This is a genomic window from Pseudomonas sp. BYT-1 (assembly GCF_023611805.1).
GTDB lineage: Bacteria > Pseudomonadota > Gammaproteobacteria > Pseudomonadales > Pseudomonadaceae > Aquipseudomonas > Aquipseudomonas guariconensis.
Genome location: NZ_CP072559.1, coordinates 2,768,020 through 2,788,747 on the forward strand (window position 1 = coordinate 2,768,020; position 20,728 = coordinate 2,788,747).

A 20,728-nucleotide genomic window follows, 5' to 3' on the forward strand; every position below is an offset into this window, starting at 1 on the left:
GCCTGCGGACAAATCGTCAAGGCTTTTGGCTACGCCATTGTCGCGGGCTAACGCCAAACCAACGGCGAAAAGCCCGGGAGAACGCACTGGTTTCGGAGTACCCAAGCAACGCTGCCAGGTCAGACACTGGCCGCTTGGGCTGTCGCAGGTAATGCACCGCCACTTCGCGGCGCACCTTCTCCACCAGTTGGCTGAAGCTCACGCCTGCTTCGCGCAGATGGCGCTGCAATCCGGCGCCGCTGAGCTGCAGCGACTGCGCGATCGTTTCCAGGCACGGCTCTCCGCCGCTCAGGGCAAGGCGTACCTGAGCGTCCACCTCGTCCAGTAGGTTGCGCCGTTGATCGCGTGCGCCCAAGCGCCGGAGCACGTCCTGGACCAGAAACAGCAGATTGGCATCGCGCTCCGGCATGATCTGGTCCTTTAGGTCGGTCTTAGGTACCAGCATCGAATTACAATTGCGATCGAAATAGACAGGCGCGCCGAACGCCCGCTGATGGGCTTGCCCGTCTAGTGGGCGCGCGTGCTCGAAGCTGACTGCAAATGGCGCCCAGTCCTTGCCCAATACGTGGCGCATCAGGTTCAGCACCATGCCCATGGTCAATTCGGCATCCTGCCGGCGCTCCAGGATGGCGCTGTGCCGAACCTGATAATCGAAGCGATAGCACTCGCCGCAGTCGGCCAGCCGTATCAAGGTATCGTGCTGATGATAAGGAAACGCTGCTGCGAAATTGCGCAAGGCCTCCTCCAACGTACTGGAAAACAACCCGACATAGCCCAGCAGTCCCAAGGCTTGAGGCTGAAACTGCAGACCGTAATGCAAACCGAAATTGTCGCAGTGCGATTGGCGGGCTGCCTCCTCGAGCACCTGGCAGTAATTGGTGAGCGGCAGGCTGAGTGTGGGTTGGCGCAGGCTTTCAGGATTGACGCCGGCACGTCCCAGCACCAGGTCGATGTCACCCCCAACTTCCGTCACGAACCCCTCCAGCCCACTGGCAGCAGCCGACAGGACGCCGAGGTTGCCCGCGACTGGCGAAACGGTGCAGCAGTGCAGTGGAGAACTCATGGTCTATTCCAGTCCGAATTCGTAGATTCGGTAATGCAAATGCTGTGCCCTTGTATCGCCCTCTCAAACAGCCCCTTGCAGTCGAATCAGCTTTCAGAGACCGCCCTGGGCTTGGGGCAATGGGTAACATCGCGTAACAATCAGTCACGCAAGAAAGCCGGCAAAGCCAGAACGCCCTGTTCGGTTGACTGACCCGTCCATTAATGCTCAGATGCGCCCCAGTTTCAGGTGTCCCCTGCCGCCGTGCCGGGGATTAAACGGGAAGCCGGTGCCTCGCCTTGCGCGATCAGTCCGGCGCTGCCCCCGCAACGGTAAGCGAGCGATGCATTCGATACACCACTGTGCCGCCGGCATGGGAAGGTGAATGCCTCAAGCCCCTCGCAAGCCCGGAGACCGGCCTGTCACCTCTGTTGGCAACACCCGCGGTGGGCGGGCGCGGGCCGTCTTGGACAGGCCACTGTCCGCGATTTCCTTGCGCGCCGTCTCCAGTCGGGCTTCATTCACCCCCGGTACGGTTGGTCTGCATGTCATCCCCTACCCTACGTCTGGAAAGCGTGCACTGGGCTCCCTCGCCCGGCGGTCAACGCCTGCTCGACGACATCGACCTGCAAGTCCACCCCGGTGAATTCGTCGGCCTGATCGGCCCTAATGGCAGCGGCAAGACCAGCCTGTTGCGCTGCGCCTATGGGGTCATGCCGAGATAAAGTGAAAATTCACTCACTTCTCTCCTATCTATATGTTTTCTATAGAGTTTTATCAGAGCGCAACTGGATCATGCCGAGATAAGGGAAAATCAGGGCATTCGTTCTCTAACCTACTGGATTTGAACGAATAGATTACAAGCCTTGCTCAAGCAAAAGCTGCTTCGTGCTCAATCGCTTCAGCCATCCATGGAGGAAGGTTGGATCTATGCGATTTCAATACCTGCCAATCGCTACTCGACAGGCACGTGCGCAGCTTCGCGACGGCCTCTTTGGCGTGGGGTTTGCCCAACCAGGCAAGCGCACGTATAGCGTCGCCAGCAATGGTCGCTCCGAGGGCGACTTGCCACTGTGGCGCATGTTCGATTCTCACCTGAGCCTTGCCTAGCTGCAGGGTTCTTGGTCGTCCGTCGGTGACAAATACTTCCCTAATCGACACCTGTTGCGTCAGCCCTAGAAGGTTCGCTGCGCGGGCACCGCTTAACGCGATTACCTGATGACTTTTCGAAGCTATCGCACTGATGACTTTCTCCGTCGCCGGCGCACGTTTGCCGAAGCGCCCGGTGACCGGCACCACATAGAGGCCACGTGAAATTCGCATCAACTCCCCGCCTTTGGCTAATCGAGAGAATGCTTGGTCCACGGCAGCGCGGCTAGCCAAATGAAGGAATTCGTTTGGTGCAAGAATGCCTCCTTCAGGGAGAAGCCTGCTGTGTTCGATGATTGCCGCGGGAAGGGATTTCATGGATGGCTAGTTTTTGAAATATGTCAGAAAACCTAGCAACAATCCTGATACTGATCAAACGAAGAGCGGCCTCGTACAGGTATAGGAGCAGTTCCCTGGTGTTCGGAAAAGTCGGATTACAACCTTGACCAGGTTGCGGCAATCGGCAGCCGGAATAGATTCTATAATCGACTATAAAGACCTATAAAGCGCTGCCAGCTAGCCGACAGGCGCGGGCTCTGAATAGCCCGTCTTCACGCCCTGCGTAGCGGCATAATGGCGGGTCTGGAAAGCCAGGACATCCTGCATCTGCTTGCTGACGTCTTCCTCCAGCCCCCACTCATAGGCCAGCTTGTCGAGCTTGTAGCGAGAGACCAACTGGGTTGCACGAGGCGAGCGTTCAGCCGGCTTCAGGCTCGACCAGCTGCTGACAAAGCCTTTTAGGCGCGCGGCTTTGTCCGTTGATACACAGGGAAATCGACGCAGTAGGTCGACCAAATAGAGGGCACGCAGCTTCTGTTCAGGCTTGCGCAGCTTGCCCGCCACTTCACGCTGCAGTACCGGCACGAGGTCGCGCTCTTCGTACCACAACTGCTTGGCGAGCTCCACGAGAGCATCGGACGCAACTTGGCTGAGGCGCTGCTGGGTGACAGTCTCCAGGAGCGCGCCAAAGCTTTGTTTACGATCCAGACGTGGCATCTCGCCCATCCTCCAAGTACTTCGCTGTGACCAGTTTCAGGCAGCCTAGCATTGCGCTTCGGTTGCCCACGGCATAATCGATAGCCTCTGTTGCCAGTGTAACAAACTGGCCGACATTGACACGGCCGTATTCGATGAGCTGTTCGATATCAGATTGATCGTTTTCCGTAAAGCGGCCGAGCTTGGATATTGCCAGATCCACGCCGGCGGCAATGAAGATATGCAGCGGCTGCTCACCCTCGAAACCCTCCATGGGAATGGCGCGCTCGCGATAGTCCTCGTGCAGCGGCCCGAGAGTATTGGTGTAGTTCTGATCCAGATACACCTGCAAGTCGCGGCCGTAGTTGTCCTCATAGCCTTCTGGTGGTGTGTAGACAGCCATGATCTCATCCTTACGCAGCACGCGGGCCGCCTCGATCTCCGCATCGATGTCCGCACTACCACGCGCATGGGTGAGCAGGTGCACCGCGCAGCCGCCGAAGACGAAAACCTTGAGCGAGCCTGGTGGGTTGCCCTCCAGTAACGGCAAGGCCCGGGCGAACAAATTACCAATGGCCTGGCCCAGCGGCGTAGTCAAACGGACAGGTCCACGCGTGCCCTCATCGGCAGTCTCAAGTCGTGTCATCTTCACCTCCACTCAGCGCATGGACTCAGTGTGCCGGTTCAGGTGCTACGTGCGCCATCGCTGTTCGCAACGGGCGTCCCGAGTAGGTTCAACTGTGCAATGGCTTCGATCAGGCGCTCCTGTAGGCCCTGCGCTTGCTGCGCCTGGATCACAGAGGCTTCGCCCAGCCGGGATACCTCCTCCTGCAATGTGCAACAACGCTGTTCCAGGGCTTCATTCGCGCGCTCGGCGCCGATCAACGCGCTCTGGGCGGCTTCCAAGGCCTGGATCTTCTGCGCCACTAGCTGTTGCTGCGCATGTTGCTCTTTTTGCAGTTGCCGCGCCTCGGCGAGCAGGCGTGCATTGTCGCGGTTCAATTGGGTCAGTTCGTCCTGCTTCATTATCAAGGTCTGCTGCAGTTGCCGCAGTTCCAGTTGCAGCTGCTGTACCTGCGACTCGTGTCGACGTTGTTCCTGCTCACGCTGCTCCTTGCTGGCCTGGCGGTAGTGCGCCAAGGCGTCGCGTGCGTGCTGATGCTTTTCCTCTAGCGAGCGAATCTGCCCATCGCGGTCCCGCAGGCGCTCCTCCAGGTCGCGGTTGGCCTGCAGCAAGCGGGCATTTTCGGGGTGCCCGCAGAATTAGGAAAAAATCGTACGCTAAGGTTTTCCGGGCATCCGTAGGGGCCGAAACTTCCCGTCTTCCAGCCTGCGGCTCAGCCGCCAGACGTAATCGCCGGTCAGGTTGATGTGCTCCCAGCCCAACGGCGACAGGTATTGCAGCAGCTCACCGTCCACCGGTTTGCCGGCTTCGACCAGCCCCTGGGTGGCACGCTCGGGGTCATGCCGAGATAAAGGAAAATTAGGACATAGGGGTCCTATCGTATTGATATAAAAAGAATTCTATTTGGTCTGTTTGTCTCGCCTGCCTCATGCTCGTAAGCGTCTATGCTGATCTATTTACATGGGGGCTGAGCGATGGCGGCTTTGGAGAGAACGGCATATCCACGACTAGCAACTACCCTCAGTGCTAAGGATTTACACCGCAACTATTCGCTTTCCGCAGGAGAGCTTGACTGGATTTCCAGGGCAGCTCGTAGCCCTGCCCTTTCCCTTGGGCTGGCAGTCCAGCTCAAGGTATTCCAAGAGCTCCATTACTTTCCTCCCCTAGACGAGATACCTCCAGAAATTACTGATCACATCAGGAATACCCTCGGTTTTGGCCCTCGTATCACTTCCCGCTACACCAACCCGCGTACTTTTTATAGGCATCAGGCGGCCATTCGTGAGTACCTCCAGATCAAGGCTTTCTATGGTAGTGAAGCGCTCACCATAGCTCTCCACCTTGCGCACGAATCTGCCGAGGTACTCGACCAGCGGGCGGATATCATCAATGTGCTGATCGGCGAGTTGCTGCAGCGCAGCTACGAACTCCCAGCCTATTCCACCCTCAATGACGCTGCTGAGGATGCCTTAGTTGCAATGCAGGAGCGGCTATTCAATCTCGTTGTGACCAGGGCGCCAATTGAGGCGGTCTACAAACTGAAAGAACTGCTCGAAACGGATTTCGGGCGACGCCAAAGTGACTTCAACGCCCTCAAACAGGCACCCAAGAAACCATCCCGCAAACACTTGGATGTGCTGATAGATCACATGGCTTGGCTCGAGAGCTTTGGGAATCTAGATGTCATTTTTGATGGAATCGTCGATACCAAAATCCGCCACTTCGCTGCCCAAGCTGCGGCGTCGGACGTCGCCGAGCTTAAGGACTGTTCGCTGCCGAAGCGTTACACGCTGATGCTTGCCCTGATATATCGGATGCGCGTACGGACTCGCGATCACCTAGCCGAGATGTTCATCCGGCGAATCTCTACGATTCACAAACGCGCCAAGGAAGAACTGGAGCACATCCAAGCACGGCAACGTCAGAAACTGGAGCAACTGGCGGCCACCCTGGACGGTGTGGTGCAGATTTTGGTTCATGAACCGGATGACCAAGAGGCAGGCAGCCTGATTCGGGAATACCTCTCCCCCGACGGCAACCTGGAACGGTTGCGCGAAACCTGTGCCGAAGTCCAGGCTACCGGCGGTAATAACTACCTGCCGTTGATCTGGAAGCATTTCAGGTCCCATCGCTCGCTGTTGTTCCGTCTCAGCCACCTTCTCCAACTGGAGCCCACGACTCAGGATAGGTCGCTGGTTCGGCGCGGTACCCAACCTGGGAGCGGATCATCAACATCAGGGTGTCGTAGGGCACCTTGTTGACATCGATGTCGACCGGCAGCGGCATACGCACGCCCATGAATGAGAACTCAAGCCCACGGTCACGGGCCAAATCCATCAATGGTGGAGACTCGATATGCGGAGTTAGGAACGCCGGCTCGTCTCAGGCGTGCCCGTAAGGCCGCAACGCCTGCGTTCGTGTGCGTTAGTACGAGTATGGGTTTGCTCTGCCTATGCGCGATGAGCGTCTCGGCAATCAATTGCGTTTTTCCACAACCTGCGGGGGCTGTTATGGAGCCACGCTCGATAGCGAAAAGATCGATCTCAAGGGGCACTTGTAAACGTCCAGAGCTGATTCGTGACTGCCATGAAGCCCTGGTCGGCGTTCTGTAGAGACGGGCCGACGATGTCCCTTGCAACCTCCTGATAGGTTGTCAACGACTTGAACCACCCGCTGTTGCGGATACGAGATGCAGCTCCCAAAAGCTCTCGCGTCGCGGGCAAGTAGCCCTGAATAAGTCTTTCAGCTTTGATGTCATGTAGTGTCATACGTCCTTGGGACTTCGTCTGGATGTGCGCATTCATCAGCTCTGCACCCACTATTGTTTCGGCTTTCGCCAGAAGTGCATCGAGTGCTTGGTCACTGAGATGGCGGAAGATCTCGTCCTCCAGAGTGAGACCTGGTCGCCATGTCAGAATTTGTCCGCCTGCGGCCAAGAATGCTTCAGGTAGCCCTGCGGTCGAAGGTTTGTCGGCGTCTACAAAAACCATCACGCGATAGCCTAGGTTCTGAAGTGCCGTTCCGCGGATAAGACTGTTATCGGGACTTCCCCCGCCGGCGTCCACATAAGCGCCACCATGAGCCAGGAATGAGGTAGCGCCAAGGCTGCCCCACCATTGGTCAAGGCCACGCGCGAAGCCAACCTCGCTGGCACCCTCGCAAACGATAATGGATTTGGCGAGGAATGCCTCTGGGTCCTTCCGAAGGGTACTTTGTACTTCGTTGGCCTCCCCTGCCGCCATAACGCTGTGGCGTTGAGGCCCAGACCGAACAACGAATAACTGGCTGCCGGACAATTCGCGCAGCGCGACCGGTGAGTGAGTCGTCATGAAGACCTGCAGCGGAGCGGCAGCGTCCTTTGCGCCCAGGGAGTCCAGGAATCGCATGAGCCGATGAGGTTCAAGCCCATATTCCACCTCATCGACAAGAGCAATTGGCGCGGCGCTAGCTGCAGCTCTTTGCAACCCTGCCACTAGCAATCGCGACGAGCCCGTGCCAAGGGAGCGAAGGGGAATGCCTGTGTCGCTGTGCAGCGCGATCGCACCCTCGCCAATCGACACAGAATGTGCGTCAAGGAGTGCTTGTGGCATCGCTCCAACCGAAACCCCAAGATGCTGAGCCGTGCGTTGCACCACCTCAAGCGTCTGAGTTAGATGTCCGACGGCTTGATTGCCAAAGTTCGCTCTTGCTTGCCTCGCGGCGCGCGCAAGTTCGGCACCTAGCTCTGCACGCTCGTCAGTAAGTCGATTGAGCACTGAGCCACGACTCCACGACAAGTTCGAACTCGCAAAGCTGCCGATACGGGCGGGTGCTAGTGCCGCTCGTTCCTTCCAGGGAAGAGTGCGTTCGAGTTGCTGCTGCTCCGCACGCTCAGAAAAAAGTGTCCAGGTAGGTTCCAAATCGGCACCAACTTGCAGAAGCAAGGTGATAACGGTCTCCAGCCCCGCTCGCGGTTCGTCTTCGACTTCTCCCGTTCCTGGATTGAATCCACGCAAGAACTCGCCGTAAACATCGATATCCATCAGCGATACCGGCAAATCGCCAAGCGTCACACTGATGGTGATGGGTGTTTCGACGTTCAGAGCGAAGAAGTCCATGTCGCCGAACGTGCCGCCCCGGCGGGCACCGACGCAAAGGTCAATCGCATCTAGAATGCTGGACTTTCCACTATCGCCAGGACCTATGAGGCAGTTAATTCCTGGGGCCGGCACCCAGTCGAGCGCCTGGATAGATCGGAAGTTGCTGATAATCAGTCTGCGAATGCGGGCCACGGAGAGTCCTCATGGGTTAACGACGACCAGTCTCCTACCCGCAGCGGCAACAGTCCATCGAACGTCACCTCGTCACTATGTGTTGCGACAGATAGGTCGGACCGGAAACTACCGTACGGCATTTTCCGGTCAGATGCGCTTCTGAATAATCACCTGGTCGGTGGTATGGAAGCCTATCCGATGTCCGTTGATTTCAACCTCAGAGCATTGAAGACCACCGACGCCGAGCTGACACTCATCGCCAGCGCAGCAATCAAGGGCGACAGAAGATGCCCCGTCAGCGGGTACAGCAGCCCCGCTGCTAGCGGGATTCCCATCGCGTTGTAGAGGAACGCAAAGGCGAGGTTCTGCCTCATGTTTTTCACGGTTGCCACTGACAGGGTGCGCGCTCGCAGGATGCCCATCAGATCTCCCTTGACCAGCGTCACTTGGGCGCTGTTCATCGCCACATCGGTACCGGTGCCCATGGCGATACCTACGTCAGACCTGGCCAGGGCGGGCGCATCGTTGATGCCGTCACCCGCCATGGCGACACGACGGCCATAGCCCTGCAAATCGGCGACCAGTTTCTCCTTATCCTGCGGTTTGACCTCACCATGCACTTCCTCGATTCCGAGCAGCTTCGCCACGGCTCTTGCTGTGGTGAGGCCATCACCAGTGGCCATGATGACCTTTACGTCTTCGCTTTGAAGCTTGGAGACAGCCTGTTGAGAAGTAGGCTTGATCGGATCGGAAACGGCCAGGAGTCCCGCCAGGCGACCATCAACGGCCAAATAGATGATGCTGATGCCTTCCAGACGCAGTTGCTCGGCGCGATTGCGCAGCGGGGTAATATCGACGCCCGCCTCGTCCATCAGTGCGGTGTTGCCGAGCTGCAGCTGATGGCCATCGACCTGACCGCGCACGCCAATACCCGAGCCCGACTCGAAAGTGTCCGGCTTGACCAGTGCAATGCCTTGACCCCGCGCATGATCGACGATGGCATGAGCCAGCGGGTGCTCACTACCCTGGTCGAGACTGGCAGCCAGGCGCAGCACTTCATTGGAGTCGTAACCGCCTGTCCCTTCCGCACTATGGAATACGGGGCACCCCTCAGTCAGGGTTCCGGTCTTGTCGACGATGAGCGTGTCGATCTTGCATAGATTTTCGATGGCGCTGGCATCGCGGAACAACACACCGCTGCTAGCGGCCTTGCCAGTCGCAACCATGACGGACATCGGGGTTGCCAGACCCAGGGCGCAGGGACACGCAATGATCAGCACCGCCACCGCATTGATCAGGCCAAATACCCAGCCAGATTCCGGCCCGAACAGCCCCCAGCCGAAGAAGGTCAGAATCGCGATCAGGATCACCCCGACCACGAAATACCCCGCAACGGCATCGGCCATACGCTGCATGGGTGCCTTAGAGCGCTGGGCCTTGGCCACCATCAGCACGATCTGCGACAGCATGGTTTCGGCACCGACTTTCTGCGCCTCCATAACTAGGCTGCCGTGGGTGTTTAGGGTGGCACCGATAAGGGCATCCCCTGCCCGTTTGGTCACGGGTAACGGTTCTCCAGTAAGCATCGATTCGTCGACTGCGCTCTCACCCTCCAGCACAGTGCCATCTACAGGAACCTTCTCGCCTGGCCGGACACGCAGATGATCGCCCTGATGGACATGGGTTAGAGGAATGTCCTCTTCTACTCCATCGGGCATGATGCGCCGCGCTGTCTTTGGTGCCAGTCCCAGCAGCGATTTGATAGCTGCGGACGTCTGCGAGCGGGCCTTGAGTTCGAGCATTTGGCCCAACAGCGTGAGTGAGATAATCACCGCGGCTGCTTCAAAATAGACGCCGATACGTCCGTCCTGGGCAAAAGCCGCCGGAAACCACTGCGGAACCAAGGTAGCGGCCACGCTGTAGAGGTAGGCAGCGGCCGTTCCCAAACCGATCAGGGTCCACATGTTGGGGCTGCGGTGCCGGATGGAGTCAATGCCGCGGGCGAAGAACACCCAGCCACCCCATAGCGTCACGGGCGTCGCCAGAGCCAGCTCGACCCAGTTCTGGGTCGTGCCATGAAACAGTTGCAAGGAATGGCCAGCCATCGCCAGCACGGTCACGATGACGGTCAGCGGTAGGGTCCACCAGAATCGCCGAGAGAAGTCCTTCAGCTCCGGGTTTTCCTCCTCTTCCAGCTCCGGGATGACAGGCTCCAGCGTCATGCCACAGATCGGGCAGTTGCCAGGGGTCGGTTGGCGAATCTCTGGATGCATCGGACAGGTATATGCGGCTCCTTCTGGTGCCGATATCGTAGGGTGACTCGTATGCTGATGTGCTTCATGAGACGAGTGGCCCATGTACGAGTGGGGATCAATTTGAAACTTCTGCAGGCATTTGGCACTGCAGAAGCGATAGGTCTTCCCTTCAACGCTCTCGCGGTATGGGCTATCAGATTTCACCTCCATGCCACACACCGGGTCGCGCTGGCTCTCGGAGTGGGCGTGCGAGTTATGTGAATGATCCTGGTCATGATGGCAGGAGGTCTTTTGCATGCGATCTATGTCCTTTCTTCGTCCTTGGAAACAGCGGTGCTGCTGGAGTGGGAGTGCCCGCCGTGATTGTGGCCAAACAGATGCATCAGCGGGCATAGCAGCAGGATGAGGTACGGCAGGGCCTGCGAAAGATGACCGTAATGCTCACGCGCTACATAGAAGATGCCGATTACGGCCAGCATGATCAGCGCAATGCCAATCTTGCTCTTCCAAAAAGGCGGCTCAGTGGTACTGGTGTGATGGGTATGGTCCACGACAATAGCCTCGTTTCAATGGCGGCCGGATCAGTATAGGTGTCTCAGACTGGACGGAGTTGGCGAGTATCAATAAACGTCAGCGTACGGTCACCTTACCGACCATTCCCGACTGATAATGTCCTGGAATATTGCAGGCGAACTCCAGTTCGGTGGCGGCGGAGAAGGTCCAGATCAACTCTTCGCGTGCTCCAGGTTCGACAAGAACACTGTTGGGGTCATCGTGTTCCATACCGACCATCTTCATGCCGCCCATGGCATGGCCCATATTGCTCATGTCATGTGCACCTGTAGGGGACAGCGTGCCGTTCTGAAACATCGCGGCCATCTCTTTCTGGTGCGCGGCATGAGATGCCGCTTTGCCAAGATTGAATTCGTGTAGCAGTGCACCGTCATTTTTCAGGACGAAGCGAACTGTCTCGCCTGCTTTGATCTCCATTGCTTTGGGTTCGAAGAAGATGTCCCCCATCCGGACTTCGATGGTGCGATCTACTGCCTGACCGTCTCCCGGTTGCCCAATACTGTCTTTCTTGTGGCCCGGGCTGGCCAGCGCATTGGCAGCACTGAGCAGCAAGCCAAGGGTGGTGATTATGAAAGCGGGTCTGAGTTTCATGGTGTGCCTCTGAGGTGTTGAGGAGGGATGAGTCCCGATGCTAATGAGGTGCAGCTGGCGGTACGCTGACGTGAAAACTACATCGCAGTAAGGTTCGTCAGATCGGTGCTACCCAGCCCGCTGCCAACGGGTAGCACCGATGCCGGACTAACGCAGAGCAAACTCACCGACCATCCCCGCCTGGTAATGCCCAGGCAATGTACAGGCGAAGCTCAAACTGCCCGCCTTAGGGAAGGTCCACACGAACTCTTTGGTTGTGCCGGGCTCGACGAGAACCGCGTTCGGGTCGTCATGCTTGGCTTTGATGACTTCCGGATAGCCTGGAGGGTTGGAGTCTCCCGTGCCATAACGCTCATGCCAGACAATGCGCTCGGCCATGCCGGTCGGGGTCAGTGTGCCGTCCTTGAACAAGGACGCCATCTTGCGCTGGTGCTCCAGCTGGGACGCTGCCTGCCCGATGTTGAACTCGTGCATCAACGCGCCCTCGTTCTTCAGAACGAAGCGCACGGTTTCACCTGGCTTCACATCGATCGTTTTCTGGCTGTAGTTGATGTCGTCCATCTTTACCAAGATGGTACGAGTCGCTGGCGTCGCCTGGGCCTGCTGCCCAATGCCATTGCTACTGTCGCTGGTCTCGGCAAATGCCGGAAAAGTGGTGCTGATGAACAGTGTGCTGATCAGCAGCTTAAGAGGGATGCGTTTCATGGTGAGACCTCGCTAGGTAGGCTGGAAATCTCATGCTATTCCCCGCTTCCTGCCAGGCCGCTGACCCCAAAACTACAATTGCGTCAGCTGGAAAAAAGCACGGCGCCATTGAGGCGCCGCTAGGCCAAAGGAGCAATCACGGAAGGCCTGGAAGATGGGGGAAACTCTTACTTATGGCACTCTTTGTCGGCCATCATCAGCTTGTGCTCGCGAATCATTTGACCCAGCACGTCGTCTACTAACTTGTCGTGTTTTTCCATCCAGGCCAAATGATCTTCGGCAGACATGCCTGGAGCAGGATGTTCATTGTGCAGCTGACTCATGAGGTCTTCGAGCATGTTCATGTGCTCCTTCATATGCACATGCCGCTCGCCGACTGGGGCCTTCTCTGCCTGGATCAGCACGGCTTCCGCTTTGTCGCGCATCTGCTGCATGCGCTCAAAGGTACGATCACCCCCCCCTTCGGCCCAGACCATAGAAGAAAGCAGCAGCGAACCAACCAGAAGTAAAGGTTTCAACGAATTCATAGGGGCAGTCTCCATCAGGGAAAGCTGTAATCGGCACTCTGCTTTGGGTCTTAACGAGAGCCGTGAGCACAACCCAGTGCTCATGCTTGCACCCTAGACAAAGCCCCCTGTCAGTGACCTGAAGCCAGGATTACATTTTCGTAAGCTTCTGGTTGGTGGTGCCGTTTGCCTGCAAACTCAGGCCACCCGACTTTTGGAATCTGCTCGCATGAAACTACTTGTAGCTGAAGATGAACCCAAAACCGGTGCGTACCTACAGCAAGGTCTTACCGAGGCCGGATTCAATGTCGACCGGGTCATGACAGGTACAGATGCCCTTCAGCATGCTCTGAGCAAGTCCTATGACCTTCTGATCCTGGATGTGATGATGCCTGGATTGGACGGGTGGGAAGTGCTGCGCATGGTGCGAGCGGCAGGAAAAGATGTCCCTGTGCTGTTCTTGACCGCACGCGATGGTGTGGAAGACCGCGTTAAAGGTCTGGAGCTTGGCGCGGACGACTACCTGATCAAGCCATTTGCTTTCTCAGAGCTTCTGGCCAGGGTCAGAACGCTGTTGCGCAGAGGTAATGGCTCTCCTACGCAGACCACTATGAGAATTGCTGATCTGGAAGTCGACCTGATGAAGCGGCGTGCGATCCGTGGCGGGAAAAGAATTGACCTGACGGCCAAGGAGTTTTCCCTCCTGGAATTGTTACTGCGCCGGCGCGGCGAGGTCCTCCCGAAACCCCTGATTGCCTCTCAGGTTTGGGACATGAACTTCGACAGCGACACCAGCGTCATCGAGGTTGCTGTACGCCGGCTACGCGCAAAGATCGATGATGATTTCGATCTCAAGCTGATCCATACCGCCCGCGGCATGGGGTACATGATGGATGCGCCGGAGTGAATATGAAGCACCTTTCGCTGACAGCACGCATGAGTCTGATGTTCATGTCTGCGGTAATTGCAGTTCTGACGGTAGCAGGACTGAGTTTCAATATGCTCAGTCAGCACCACTTCAGAATGCTGGATCGGCAGGCCCTGGTTGAGAAGCTCGAATCAGCCAAGCATATCCTCAATAATGCCCGCGGCGGAGCAAGCCTTTCCGAAGAGTTACCGCAATTGCGAGCCTTGCTGGGAGCGCATCAGGACCTGGCGGCAACCATCCTTTCTAGCGACGGCGCGGTTCTCTTTTCCGATCCCAGAGCAGTCGAGATTCCTGAAAGCTTCAGGCGTGCTAACGAGCAGAGCATGTGGGAGTGGCAGAACGGACAGCACATGTACCGCGGTATGACGGCACAAATTTCGGTAGCCGACCAACCTGAACCACTTACAGCCCTGCTGATTCTCGACGTCACCAATCACACACACTTTTTCGACACGCTGCAGCGATGGTTCTGGGTTGGATTGATCATCAGTGCTCTGGTTAGTGCCGCGTTAGGCTGGGTGGTTGCTCGAAGCGGCCTCAAGCCTCTGCGGCAAGTCACTCGCGTGGCCTCCGGGATGTCCGCCCGATCATTGCAGGAGCGAATTCCTCTCGAACCAGTACCGCAAGAACTTCAGCAGTTAGTTCTGTCCTTCAACGCGATGCTGGCTCGACTTGAAGAGGCCTTCATTCGACTCTCCAACTTCTCGGCGGACATCGCACACGAACTACGAACACCCGTTAGCAACCTCATGACCCATACTGAGGTGATCTTGAGCCATAAGCGCGACATCACCGCTTACGAGGAGAATCTCTACTCCAACTTGGAAGAATTTAAGCGCATGTCACGAATGATTGATGACATGCTGTTCTTGGCCAAGGCTGATAATGGCTTAATCATCCCAGAGCAAGCCAGGATCGAACTGGCTGACGTAGTCTTCAAACTGTTTGACTACTACCATCTACTGGCCGAAGAGCACGGAATTGGACTATCGCTCATTGGCACAGGCCAAGTACTGGGAGATCGGCTTATGCTTGATCGTGCGCTATCCAACTTGTTGTCCAATGCGCTGCGCTACACGCCGGCGGGAAAGACAATTTCGGTTCTGATCCGCCAGGCAGCGGACTCCACCACCTTCAGCATCGAGAACCCAGGGGACACAATTAGCTCAGAGCATTTAGAGAAGCTCTTCGACCGCTTTTACCGGGTCGACCCCGCTCGGCGGGAGGGAAGCCCGAGCAACGCCGGGCTCGGACTTGCCATCACCCGATCCATCATTGAGGCTCACAAAGGCCGCATCTGGTGCACCTCAGCCGCCGGCCTCACGGGCTTTCACATCGAATTGCCCCATTCCAGATGATGCCGATCTGGCGGTAAGTAGGCTACAGCTAAACCGCTAGCCCAACTTGACAGGGTGGGTGCAACTCGACTGAGCGCAGATTGCATTCGCCATCCAGATAGGTAACGAGCGGTGAGCTGACACCAGATCACCCCATTCGCTCTCGGGTAGTAGTTTATGAAGTTTGAAAACGGCATACCCCACGCTTGCCTCGCCAATCCAATCCAATGCTCGAATGGCTTCCCCCGCTCCAGTAGCGCCTAGAGCCATCAACCATCGAGGCGCATACCGAATCGACACGGTGGTCTTGCCTACCTGAAGCTCCCTAGAGCGTCCGTCGGTTAGAAAGACATAGCGAACTGGAACCTGTGTGCCCAGCCCTAATTTATTCGCGGCACGAGCCCCGTGGTCGACCAGCACTTCACCCAGCGCATTAGCCAGCGAGTGGACAACCTTCTCCGGTGCCGGCGGGCGCACGCCGAACCGAGTTTCGACTGCGGCAACATAAATGCCCCGAGCAACGCGAAACAGCTTTCCACCTTCGACCAGGCGAGAGAGTCCTCGCTGCACAGCATGGCGAGAACCATGATGCAGGAATCTGCTAGGTGTCAGAACCTCACCTTCTGGAAGCTGTTGAATGATGTCCAGGATTTTCTCCGGAAGAGCCTTCATTGTCCTGTCAAACCTCGTGAGTGGCCCTGCCAAGAACCACCAGAGGTGGCGACCATCTCATGCGGGACACATCATCGAACAATAGACCTGGTGCTTGGCTCCGTCCTGTGAGTACAGGCAATCTCTGTGCGAGTAGGTCTGGCCTGATGCCGTTTTGAAGTCGTAGCCCAAGACTCGTTCGTCCCGGTCATAGACCCTTATCAGCTCGGTCAGCTTCTCCATCGTCCAGTCATTGGATCCATTCAGCCTCGCAGGCAGTACAACCTGGACTGCCTCGACCAGCGTTCCCTCAGCGCGTCTTTGTAGCATGAACACTTGACCATTTCACTCAACGCGGGCGAATGGGAAGAGAAAAAACTAACGCCTTACCAGGTGGTCGTCCTTTGGAGCGAGTGGTCAGCAGCTGCCCGCGGGCGACTGAAAAATGAGCTGGAAATAGCCCGGCAAGAGAACATAAAAGCCAAAAAAGACAAGCAGGCATCCCGCAGTTACCTCTTCTTTGTGGGTGCCCAGGATGCCAAGAACCCTGCAATTTTCCATGTGCTGGATCATCGACTCATTTGCACCGCACATGACGAGCTGGTGTTCCCAGTGCGCAGCTAGGTGCAGATCGGGGCCGCGGAAGGCGGTCTTATGGCAGTCCCTCGGGCCAGTTTGAGATGTGTTGTAGCGCACTCAGTTGCCCAGGGAACACTCCTGTGCTCTCGACATAGCGCAATGCGGATTGCCCATCGCTCCAGCCTACGTACTGCATCAGCGCTTTGATATCCCAGCCGCTGCGGGTGGCCCAGGTGGCAAACCCGCGGCGCAGCGAGTGGCTACTGTACAGCTCCGAAGGCAGCCCTGCTGCCTGCAGTACGGCGCGCATGAGTGGGACAACGCTATTTGGGTGCAAGCCCTGCTCACCTAAGTGCCCCCAGCGATCAATTCCACGGAATACCGGCCCGCGTGCGATACCCGCAAGACTGATCCAGTCGACGTAGGCTTGTACTGGGCACAGCCTGGCCAGCGCCGGCGCGTTGAAGGTCTGGCCTTGGTTGTCCCGATCACCTTTGCTCCAGGGCAGGAACAGTTGCATGCCCTCCCCGGTCCGCACCTGGATGTGCTCGACCTGTAGGCGACATAGCTCATCACTGCGAAAGGCCCGCCAGAAGCCGATCAGTATCAGAGCGCGATCGCGGCAACAGCGCAGTAGCCGTGGCAAGTCGTCTTCCGCGCGGGCCTGCTCCAAAGCTTGTTCCAGCCACAACACGCACTGTTCGAGCTGGCGCAGCTGCAAAGGTTCGGCCTGCTTCTCTTGGCGTGGGTGCAAAGTACGAATGCCCTTGAGGATCTGGCGGACCAGCGGAGTCTTGGTCGGATCCGGGAAGCCTTGGCTGACATGCCACTGCGCCAACGCCGCGAGGCGCAACTTCAAGGTATTGCTGGACAGGGTGGCGGCGTGATCGACCAGATAGCGCACGACTGTATCGCTAGTCGCCGGCAGAAAGCCACCCCACGTCACCTCGAAGTGCTCAAGCGCCTGCTGATAGCTCCGCCGGGTGTTGGCACGAGTGCCGGCCTGCAGGTACCGCTCGATCTCCTGGCTCATCTGAGCGCATCCCCTTGGTGTACCGGTGAGCGACTGCCAAACGACAAAAACACCGCATCACCTTGGATAATTCATGATTATCCAATTCTAGAATACGAGCGGAAAAAAACGAAGTTCTTGATAATATGCTATGTATTTACATAGTACATACCACAGAACGAAATCGTCAGGAGTTCCACTTATGGCCCGCGGTGGCATCAACAAAGCAATCGTGCAGAAAGCCCGGAATTCTCTACTCGCCCGCGATATCCACCCCAGTATTGATGCGGTGCGCATCGAGCTGGGCAATACCGGTTCAAAGACCACCATTCACCGCTACCTGAAAGAGCTTGAAGACGCCGAGCGCGGCCGGGATGCGGCCTTGATCCCGCTCAGCGAACAGTTGGCCAATCTGGTCAGCCAACTGGCAGATCAGCTAGAGGAGGAGGCGCAGGCCGCCGTGGCCCAGGAGCGCGAACAACTGGCCCGCGAACGGCTCGATTACCAGCATCGGTTTCGACAGGCCGAAAACCGCATCCAACAACTGGAAGGCCAGACCGCGCTCGACGCGGAACGACTTCAGACCACTCATCACGAGTTGCAGCAGGCCGAGATCGAGAACGCCCGCCTACAGCAGGCTAATCGCGACCTGGAGGAGCGGCACAAGGATCGCGACGCACAGATCCACTCGCTGGAGGAAAAACACCGACATGCGCGCGACACCCTGGAGCACTACCGGCAGGCCAGCAAGGAACAGCGTGAGCAGGAACAACGCCGACACGAGTCGCAGATACAACAATTGCAACTAGAACTGCGGCAACTGCAGCAGACCTTGATAATCAAGCAGGACGAACTGACGCAACTGAACCGCGACAATGCACGCTTGCTCACCGAGGCGCGGCAGTTGCAAAAAGAGCGACATGCACAGCAACAGCTAGTGGCGCAGAAAACTCAGGCCCTGGAGGCTCTGCAGAGCACGCTGGCCGGCTCCGAACGCTCGAATGAAGCCCTTGAACAGCGTTGTCGCACATTGCAGGAGGAGGTGTCCCGGCTGAGCGAAGCATCCGCGCTTCAGGTGCAGTAGACGCAGGGCCTGCAGGAGCGCTTGGTCGAAGCCACTACACAGCTAAAGCTACTCGGGGTGCCGCTTGTGAACAGCGATGGCGCACGTAGCACATGAACCGGCACACTGAGCCTATGCACTGAGCGGAGGTGGAGATGACACTACTTGAGACTGCCGATGAGGGGGCTGCGGAACCTGTCCGGCTGACTACGCCGCTGGGCCAGGCCATTGGTAATCTGTTCGCCCGGGCCTTGCCGCTACTGGATGGCAATCCGCCAGGCTCACTCAAGGTCTTCGTCTTCGGCGGCTGCGCGGTGCACCTGCTCACCCATGCGCGTGGTAGTGCGGACATCGATGCGGAGATCGAGGCGGCCCGTGTGCTGCGTAAGGACGAGATCATGGCCGTCTACACACCGCCAGAGGGATATGAGGACGGCGACGGCCGCGACTTGCAGGTGTACCTGGACCAGAACTACACCAATGCCCTCGGGCCACTGCACGAGGATTACCGCGAGCGCGCCATCCCCATGGAGGGTTTCGAGGGTGAGCAGCCGCTACATATCTTCGTTGCCGCCGGCGTGGATCTGGCCATCTCCAAGCTCGGCCGCTTTACGGAAAACGATCAATCTGATATCGAACAGCTCATCGAATGTGGCCGTGTCGATGTCGGCCAGTTTGTTACACTAGCAACAGAGGCAATCGATTATGCCGTGGGCAACCGAAGTGCAATGCTAGGCTGCCTGAAACTGGTCACAGCGAAGTACCTGGAGGATGGGCGAGATGCCACGTCTGGATCGTAAACAAAGCTTTGGCACGCTTCTGGAGACTGTCACCCAGCAGCGTCTTAGCCAAGTTGCGTCCGATGCTCTTGTGGAGCTCGCCAAGCAGTTGTGGTACGAAGAGCGCGACCTCGTGCCAGTACTGCAGCGTGAAGTGGCAGGCAAGCTGCGCCAGCCTGAACAGAAGCTGCGTGCCCTCTATCTCGTCGACCTGCTGCGTCGCTTTCCCTGTGTATCAACGGACAAAGCCGCGCGCCTAAAAGGCTTTGTCAGCAGTTGGTCAAACCTGAAACCAGCAGAGCGCTCACCGCGTGCGACCCAGCTTGTCTCTCGCTACCAACTCGACAAGCTGGCCTATGAATGGGGGCTTGAAGAGGACGTCAGCAAGCAGATGCAGGATGTCCTGGCTTTCCAAACCCGCCATTACGCGGCCACCCAGGGCGTGAAGACGGGCTATTCAGAGCCAACGCCCGTCAGCTAGCAGCAGAGCACGGCAAAATGGACGGGGAATGGCCAATTCAATAAATCACGACCAACGACTCGCTGATCTAACACGCGAGGCATTGGCCGACGTGAGCGAGGGTTTGGTGATCGATCACGCATTGGTCGAGACTTGGGCTCAGAGCCTTGATACCGACACCCCAGTACCTTTGCCAACTCCAGATCGGCCTACTTAATTCGCAGCAGGCCGAACTGATCCTCAGCGGTATCTGGCTGAAGCCATTACGCTAAGCGCGCCTTCGCTTGAGCAGGATTTCCAATCTGTTCGTTTAAGTGCGGCAAGTTACAGAGCGAATGCCCTAATTTTTGCCTTATCTCGGCACGCCCTCTTGTCGAAATAAACTCATTAATAACAATGAGTTACAGGACAAATGAGTGAATTTCCCCCTTGCCTCGGCATAACCTCAATCAGGCGTTCAGAGCCGTTTCTATAATTGACTATAAAAGCCTATAAAGCCCACCCTGAGCAGCTCAGCGACGCTAGAAAAATATTTAAATACAATCAGTTGCAGCGCGTATGTCCTAATTTTCCTTTATCTCGGCATGACCCCCGCTCCAGGTACACCGTGTTCCACAGCACGATGGCCGTCACCAAGTTTGGGCTTCTGGCTCTGTAGCGCTGCGGCTCGAAGTTCCGATCCTGATTTTTCCTAAAACTGGACACTAGCTATTGTCTTTGAACAACGTCGATACGGTACGGGCAACATGGTCTGCACCGTCACTGATTTCACGCATAATAGTTGTTACAGTTGCGATCTGATCGTTGTTTTCTTCGGCGCTTCTAGCGATGCTGTTCATATCTATATTCAGTTGCTGAGTAAGCTTTCCGTTAGCAGTTACCACATTCTGGATTTCCACGGTGGCACTGCTAGTTCGAGCTGCCAACTGACGAACCTCGTCGGCTACTACAGCAAATCCTCGGCCCATTTCACCCGCTCGGGCAGCTTCAATTGCGGCGTTAAGTGCTAGTAAGTTAGTTTGTTCTGCCACGCCTTGGATGGTGGTAACAATTTTCTCGATATCTTTAGCCTGAGCATTTAGCTGTGTAATCAAAATAACCGCACCGTTTATTAAATTAAGTGTGCTCTGAGATAATTCAATTGAACTAGCAAGGGACTCCATGCCCCGCACGGAAATTTGAGATGTCTCCTCGGCGGTGGTGAAGGAAAGCTCTGCGGCTTGACGGATTTCATCAGCCTTATGC

Annotated in this window: 19 protein-coding genes, 6 pseudogenes and 1 riboswitch; of the genes and pseudogenes, 9 read left to right on the forward strand and 16 right to left on the reverse strand. The window is 57.0% G+C overall.

Features of this window, described 5'->3' with window-relative positions; genetic code table 11:
- Nucleotides 1-16: 16 nt before the first annotated feature.
- Nucleotides 17-1,063: an AraC-like transcriptional regulator QhpR gene (gene qhpR / locus J5X93_RS12655; RefSeq protein WP_090342868.1), complete on the reverse strand. Its 1,047-nt coding sequence runs from the start codon at nucleotides 1,061-1,063 to the stop codon at nucleotides 17-19.
- Nucleotides 1,064-1,272: 209 nt separating this feature from the next.
- Nucleotides 1,273-1,479: riboswitch (cobalamin riboswitch) on the forward strand.
- A gap of 108 nt (nucleotides 1,480-1,587) precedes the next feature.
- On the opposite strand from qhpR, the pseudogene J5X93_RS12660 reads away from it, so the two are divergent.
- Nucleotides 1,588-1,749, forward strand: a pseudogene (locus J5X93_RS12660) (ATP-binding cassette domain-containing protein); the annotation flags it as partial.
- Between the two features lie 163 nt (nucleotides 1,750-1,912).
- Here J5X93_RS12660 and J5X93_RS12665 read toward each other — a convergent pair.
- The 5 genes and pseudogenes from J5X93_RS12665 to J5X93_RS12685 all read right to left on the reverse strand — a co-directional run.
- Nucleotides 1,913-2,509 (reverse strand): DUF6088 family protein, encoded by a 597-nt coding sequence (locus J5X93_RS12665; RefSeq protein WP_250033533.1) that lies wholly within the window; start codon nucleotides 2,507-2,509, stop codon nucleotides 1,913-1,915.
- Nucleotides 2,510-2,707: 198 nt separating this feature from the next.
- Nucleotides 2,708-3,187: a hypothetical protein gene (locus tag J5X93_RS12670; RefSeq protein ID WP_250033535.1), complete on the reverse strand. Its 480-nt coding sequence runs from the start codon at nucleotides 3,185-3,187 to the stop codon at nucleotides 2,708-2,710.
- Nucleotides 3,168-3,812 carry a DUF6036 family nucleotidyltransferase gene (locus J5X93_RS12675; RefSeq protein ID WP_250033538.1) on the reverse strand — a complete coding sequence of 215 codons (645 nt, stop codon included), beginning with the start codon at nucleotides 3,810-3,812 and terminating at the stop codon, nucleotides 3,168-3,170. Before J5X93_RS12675 ends, J5X93_RS12670 begins: the two co-directional genes overlap by 20 nt.
- Nucleotides 3,813-3,850: 38 nt before the next feature.
- Nucleotides 3,851-4,414 (reverse strand): annotated as a pseudogene (locus tag J5X93_RS12680) (cointegrate resolution protein T); the annotation flags it as partial.
- Nucleotides 4,415-4,447: 33 nt separating this feature from the next.
- A pseudogene (locus tag J5X93_RS12685) lies at nucleotides 4,448-4,624 on the reverse strand (Tn3 family transposase); the annotation flags it as partial.
- A gap of 141 nt (nucleotides 4,625-4,765) precedes the next feature.
- Here J5X93_RS12685 and J5X93_RS12690 point away from each other — a divergent pair.
- Nucleotides 4,766-5,992, forward strand: a pseudogene (locus J5X93_RS12690) (DUF4158 domain-containing protein); the annotation flags it as partial.
- 128 nt (nucleotides 5,993-6,120) lie between these two features.
- Here J5X93_RS12690 and J5X93_RS12700 read toward each other — a convergent pair.
- From J5X93_RS12700 to J5X93_RS12730, 7 genes and pseudogenes are all read right to left on the reverse strand, one after another.
- Nucleotides 6,121-6,345 (reverse strand): annotated as a pseudogene (locus J5X93_RS12700) (UvrD-helicase domain-containing protein); the annotation flags it as partial.
- Nucleotides 6,335-8,062 (reverse strand): ATP-dependent nuclease, encoded by a 1,728-nt coding sequence (locus J5X93_RS12705; protein WP_003139541.1) that lies wholly within the window; start codon nucleotides 8,060-8,062, stop codon nucleotides 6,335-6,337. The pseudogene J5X93_RS12700 and the gene J5X93_RS12705, both read right to left, overlap by 11 nt.
- A 173-nt stretch (nucleotides 8,063-8,235) precedes the next feature.
- The gene (locus J5X93_RS12710) at nucleotides 8,236-10,596 is read right to left on the reverse strand and encodes a heavy metal translocating P-type ATPase (RefSeq protein WP_181005136.1); all 2,361 of its coding nucleotides are present in this window, start codon (nucleotides 10,594-10,596) and stop codon (nucleotides 8,236-8,238) included.
- A 5-nt stretch (nucleotides 10,597-10,601) separates the two neighbouring features.
- On the reverse strand, nucleotides 10,602-10,850 hold the full coding sequence (locus J5X93_RS12715) for a DUF2933 domain-containing protein (RefSeq protein WP_003246761.1): 249 nt from the start codon (nucleotides 10,848-10,850) through the stop codon (nucleotides 10,602-10,604).
- Between the two features lie 79 nt (nucleotides 10,851-10,929).
- Nucleotides 10,930-11,463, reverse strand: coding sequence for a cupredoxin domain-containing protein (locus tag J5X93_RS12720; protein WP_003246762.1), 534 nt, complete (start codon nucleotides 11,461-11,463; stop codon nucleotides 10,930-10,932).
- 147 nt (nucleotides 11,464-11,610) lie between these two features.
- Entirely contained in the window at nucleotides 11,611-12,168 is a 558-nt protein-coding gene (locus J5X93_RS12725) for a cupredoxin domain-containing protein (protein ID WP_024616818.1), read from the reverse strand.
- A 167-nt stretch (nucleotides 12,169-12,335) separates the two neighbouring features.
- Nucleotides 12,336-12,695: a co-regulatory protein PtrA N-terminal domain-containing protein gene (locus J5X93_RS12730; protein ID WP_103469653.1), complete on the reverse strand. Its 360-nt coding sequence runs from the start codon at nucleotides 12,693-12,695 to the stop codon at nucleotides 12,336-12,338.
- Between the two features lie 208 nt (nucleotides 12,696-12,903).
- On the opposite strand from J5X93_RS12730, the gene J5X93_RS12735 reads away from it, so the two are divergent.
- Nucleotides 12,904-13,581, forward strand: a complete 678-nt coding sequence (locus J5X93_RS12735; RefSeq protein ID WP_250033540.1) for a heavy metal response regulator transcription factor — start codon at nucleotides 12,904-12,906, stop codon at nucleotides 13,579-13,581.
- A 2-nt stretch (nucleotides 13,582-13,583) separates the two neighbouring features.
- The gene (locus J5X93_RS12740; protein ID WP_181005135.1) at nucleotides 13,584-14,960 is read left to right on the forward strand and encodes a heavy metal sensor histidine kinase; all 1,377 of its coding nucleotides are present in this window, start codon (nucleotides 13,584-13,586) and stop codon (nucleotides 14,958-14,960) included.
- Nucleotides 14,961-14,996: 36 nt separating this feature from the next.
- Here the strand turns inward: J5X93_RS12740 and J5X93_RS12745 are convergent, their stop codons facing one another.
- Entirely contained in the window at nucleotides 14,997-15,611 is a 615-nt protein-coding gene (locus J5X93_RS12745; protein ID WP_103462445.1) for a DUF6088 family protein, read from the reverse strand.
- A gap of 315 nt (nucleotides 15,612-15,926) precedes the next feature.
- On the opposite strand from J5X93_RS12745, the gene J5X93_RS12750 reads away from it, so the two are divergent.
- Nucleotides 15,927-16,214, forward strand: a complete 288-nt coding sequence (locus tag J5X93_RS12750; protein ID WP_016487034.1) for a hypothetical protein — start codon at nucleotides 15,927-15,929, stop codon at nucleotides 16,212-16,214.
- A 28-nt stretch (nucleotides 16,215-16,242) separates the two neighbouring features.
- Here the strand turns inward: J5X93_RS12750 and J5X93_RS12755 are convergent, their stop codons facing one another.
- Nucleotides 16,243-17,202, reverse strand: a complete 960-nt coding sequence (locus J5X93_RS12755) for a site-specific integrase (protein ID WP_004374696.1) — start codon at nucleotides 17,200-17,202, stop codon at nucleotides 16,243-16,245.
- 181 nt (nucleotides 17,203-17,383) lie between these two features.
- On the opposite strand from J5X93_RS12755, the gene J5X93_RS12760 reads away from it, so the two are divergent.
- The 4 genes and pseudogenes from J5X93_RS12760 to J5X93_RS28545 all read left to right on the forward strand — a co-directional run.
- Nucleotides 17,384-18,265 carry a DNA-binding protein gene (locus J5X93_RS12760; protein WP_004577576.1) on the forward strand — a complete coding sequence of 294 codons (882 nt, stop codon included), beginning with the start codon at nucleotides 17,384-17,386 and terminating at the stop codon, nucleotides 18,263-18,265.
- A 134-nt stretch (nucleotides 18,266-18,399) separates the two neighbouring features.
- Nucleotides 18,400-19,044, forward strand: coding sequence for a DUF6036 family nucleotidyltransferase (locus J5X93_RS12765; RefSeq protein WP_004577577.1), 645 nt, complete (start codon nucleotides 18,400-18,402; stop codon nucleotides 19,042-19,044).
- On the forward strand, nucleotides 19,025-19,504 hold the full coding sequence (locus tag J5X93_RS12770) for a hypothetical protein (RefSeq protein WP_004577578.1): 480 nt from the start codon (nucleotides 19,025-19,027) through the stop codon (nucleotides 19,502-19,504). The genes J5X93_RS12765 and J5X93_RS12770 overlap by 20 nt, the downstream gene beginning before the upstream one ends.
- Nucleotides 19,505-19,568: 64 nt before the next feature.
- A pseudogene (locus J5X93_RS28545) lies at nucleotides 19,569-19,700 on the forward strand (hypothetical protein); the annotation flags it as partial.
- Between the two features lie 487 nt (nucleotides 19,701-20,187).
- Here the strand turns inward: J5X93_RS28545 and J5X93_RS28550 are convergent.
- On the reverse strand, nucleotides 20,188-20,646 hold the full coding sequence (locus J5X93_RS28550) for a methyl-accepting chemotaxis protein (RefSeq protein ID WP_255260238.1): 459 nt from the start codon (nucleotides 20,644-20,646) through the stop codon (nucleotides 20,188-20,190).
- Nucleotides 20,647-20,728: the final 82 nt, after the last annotated feature.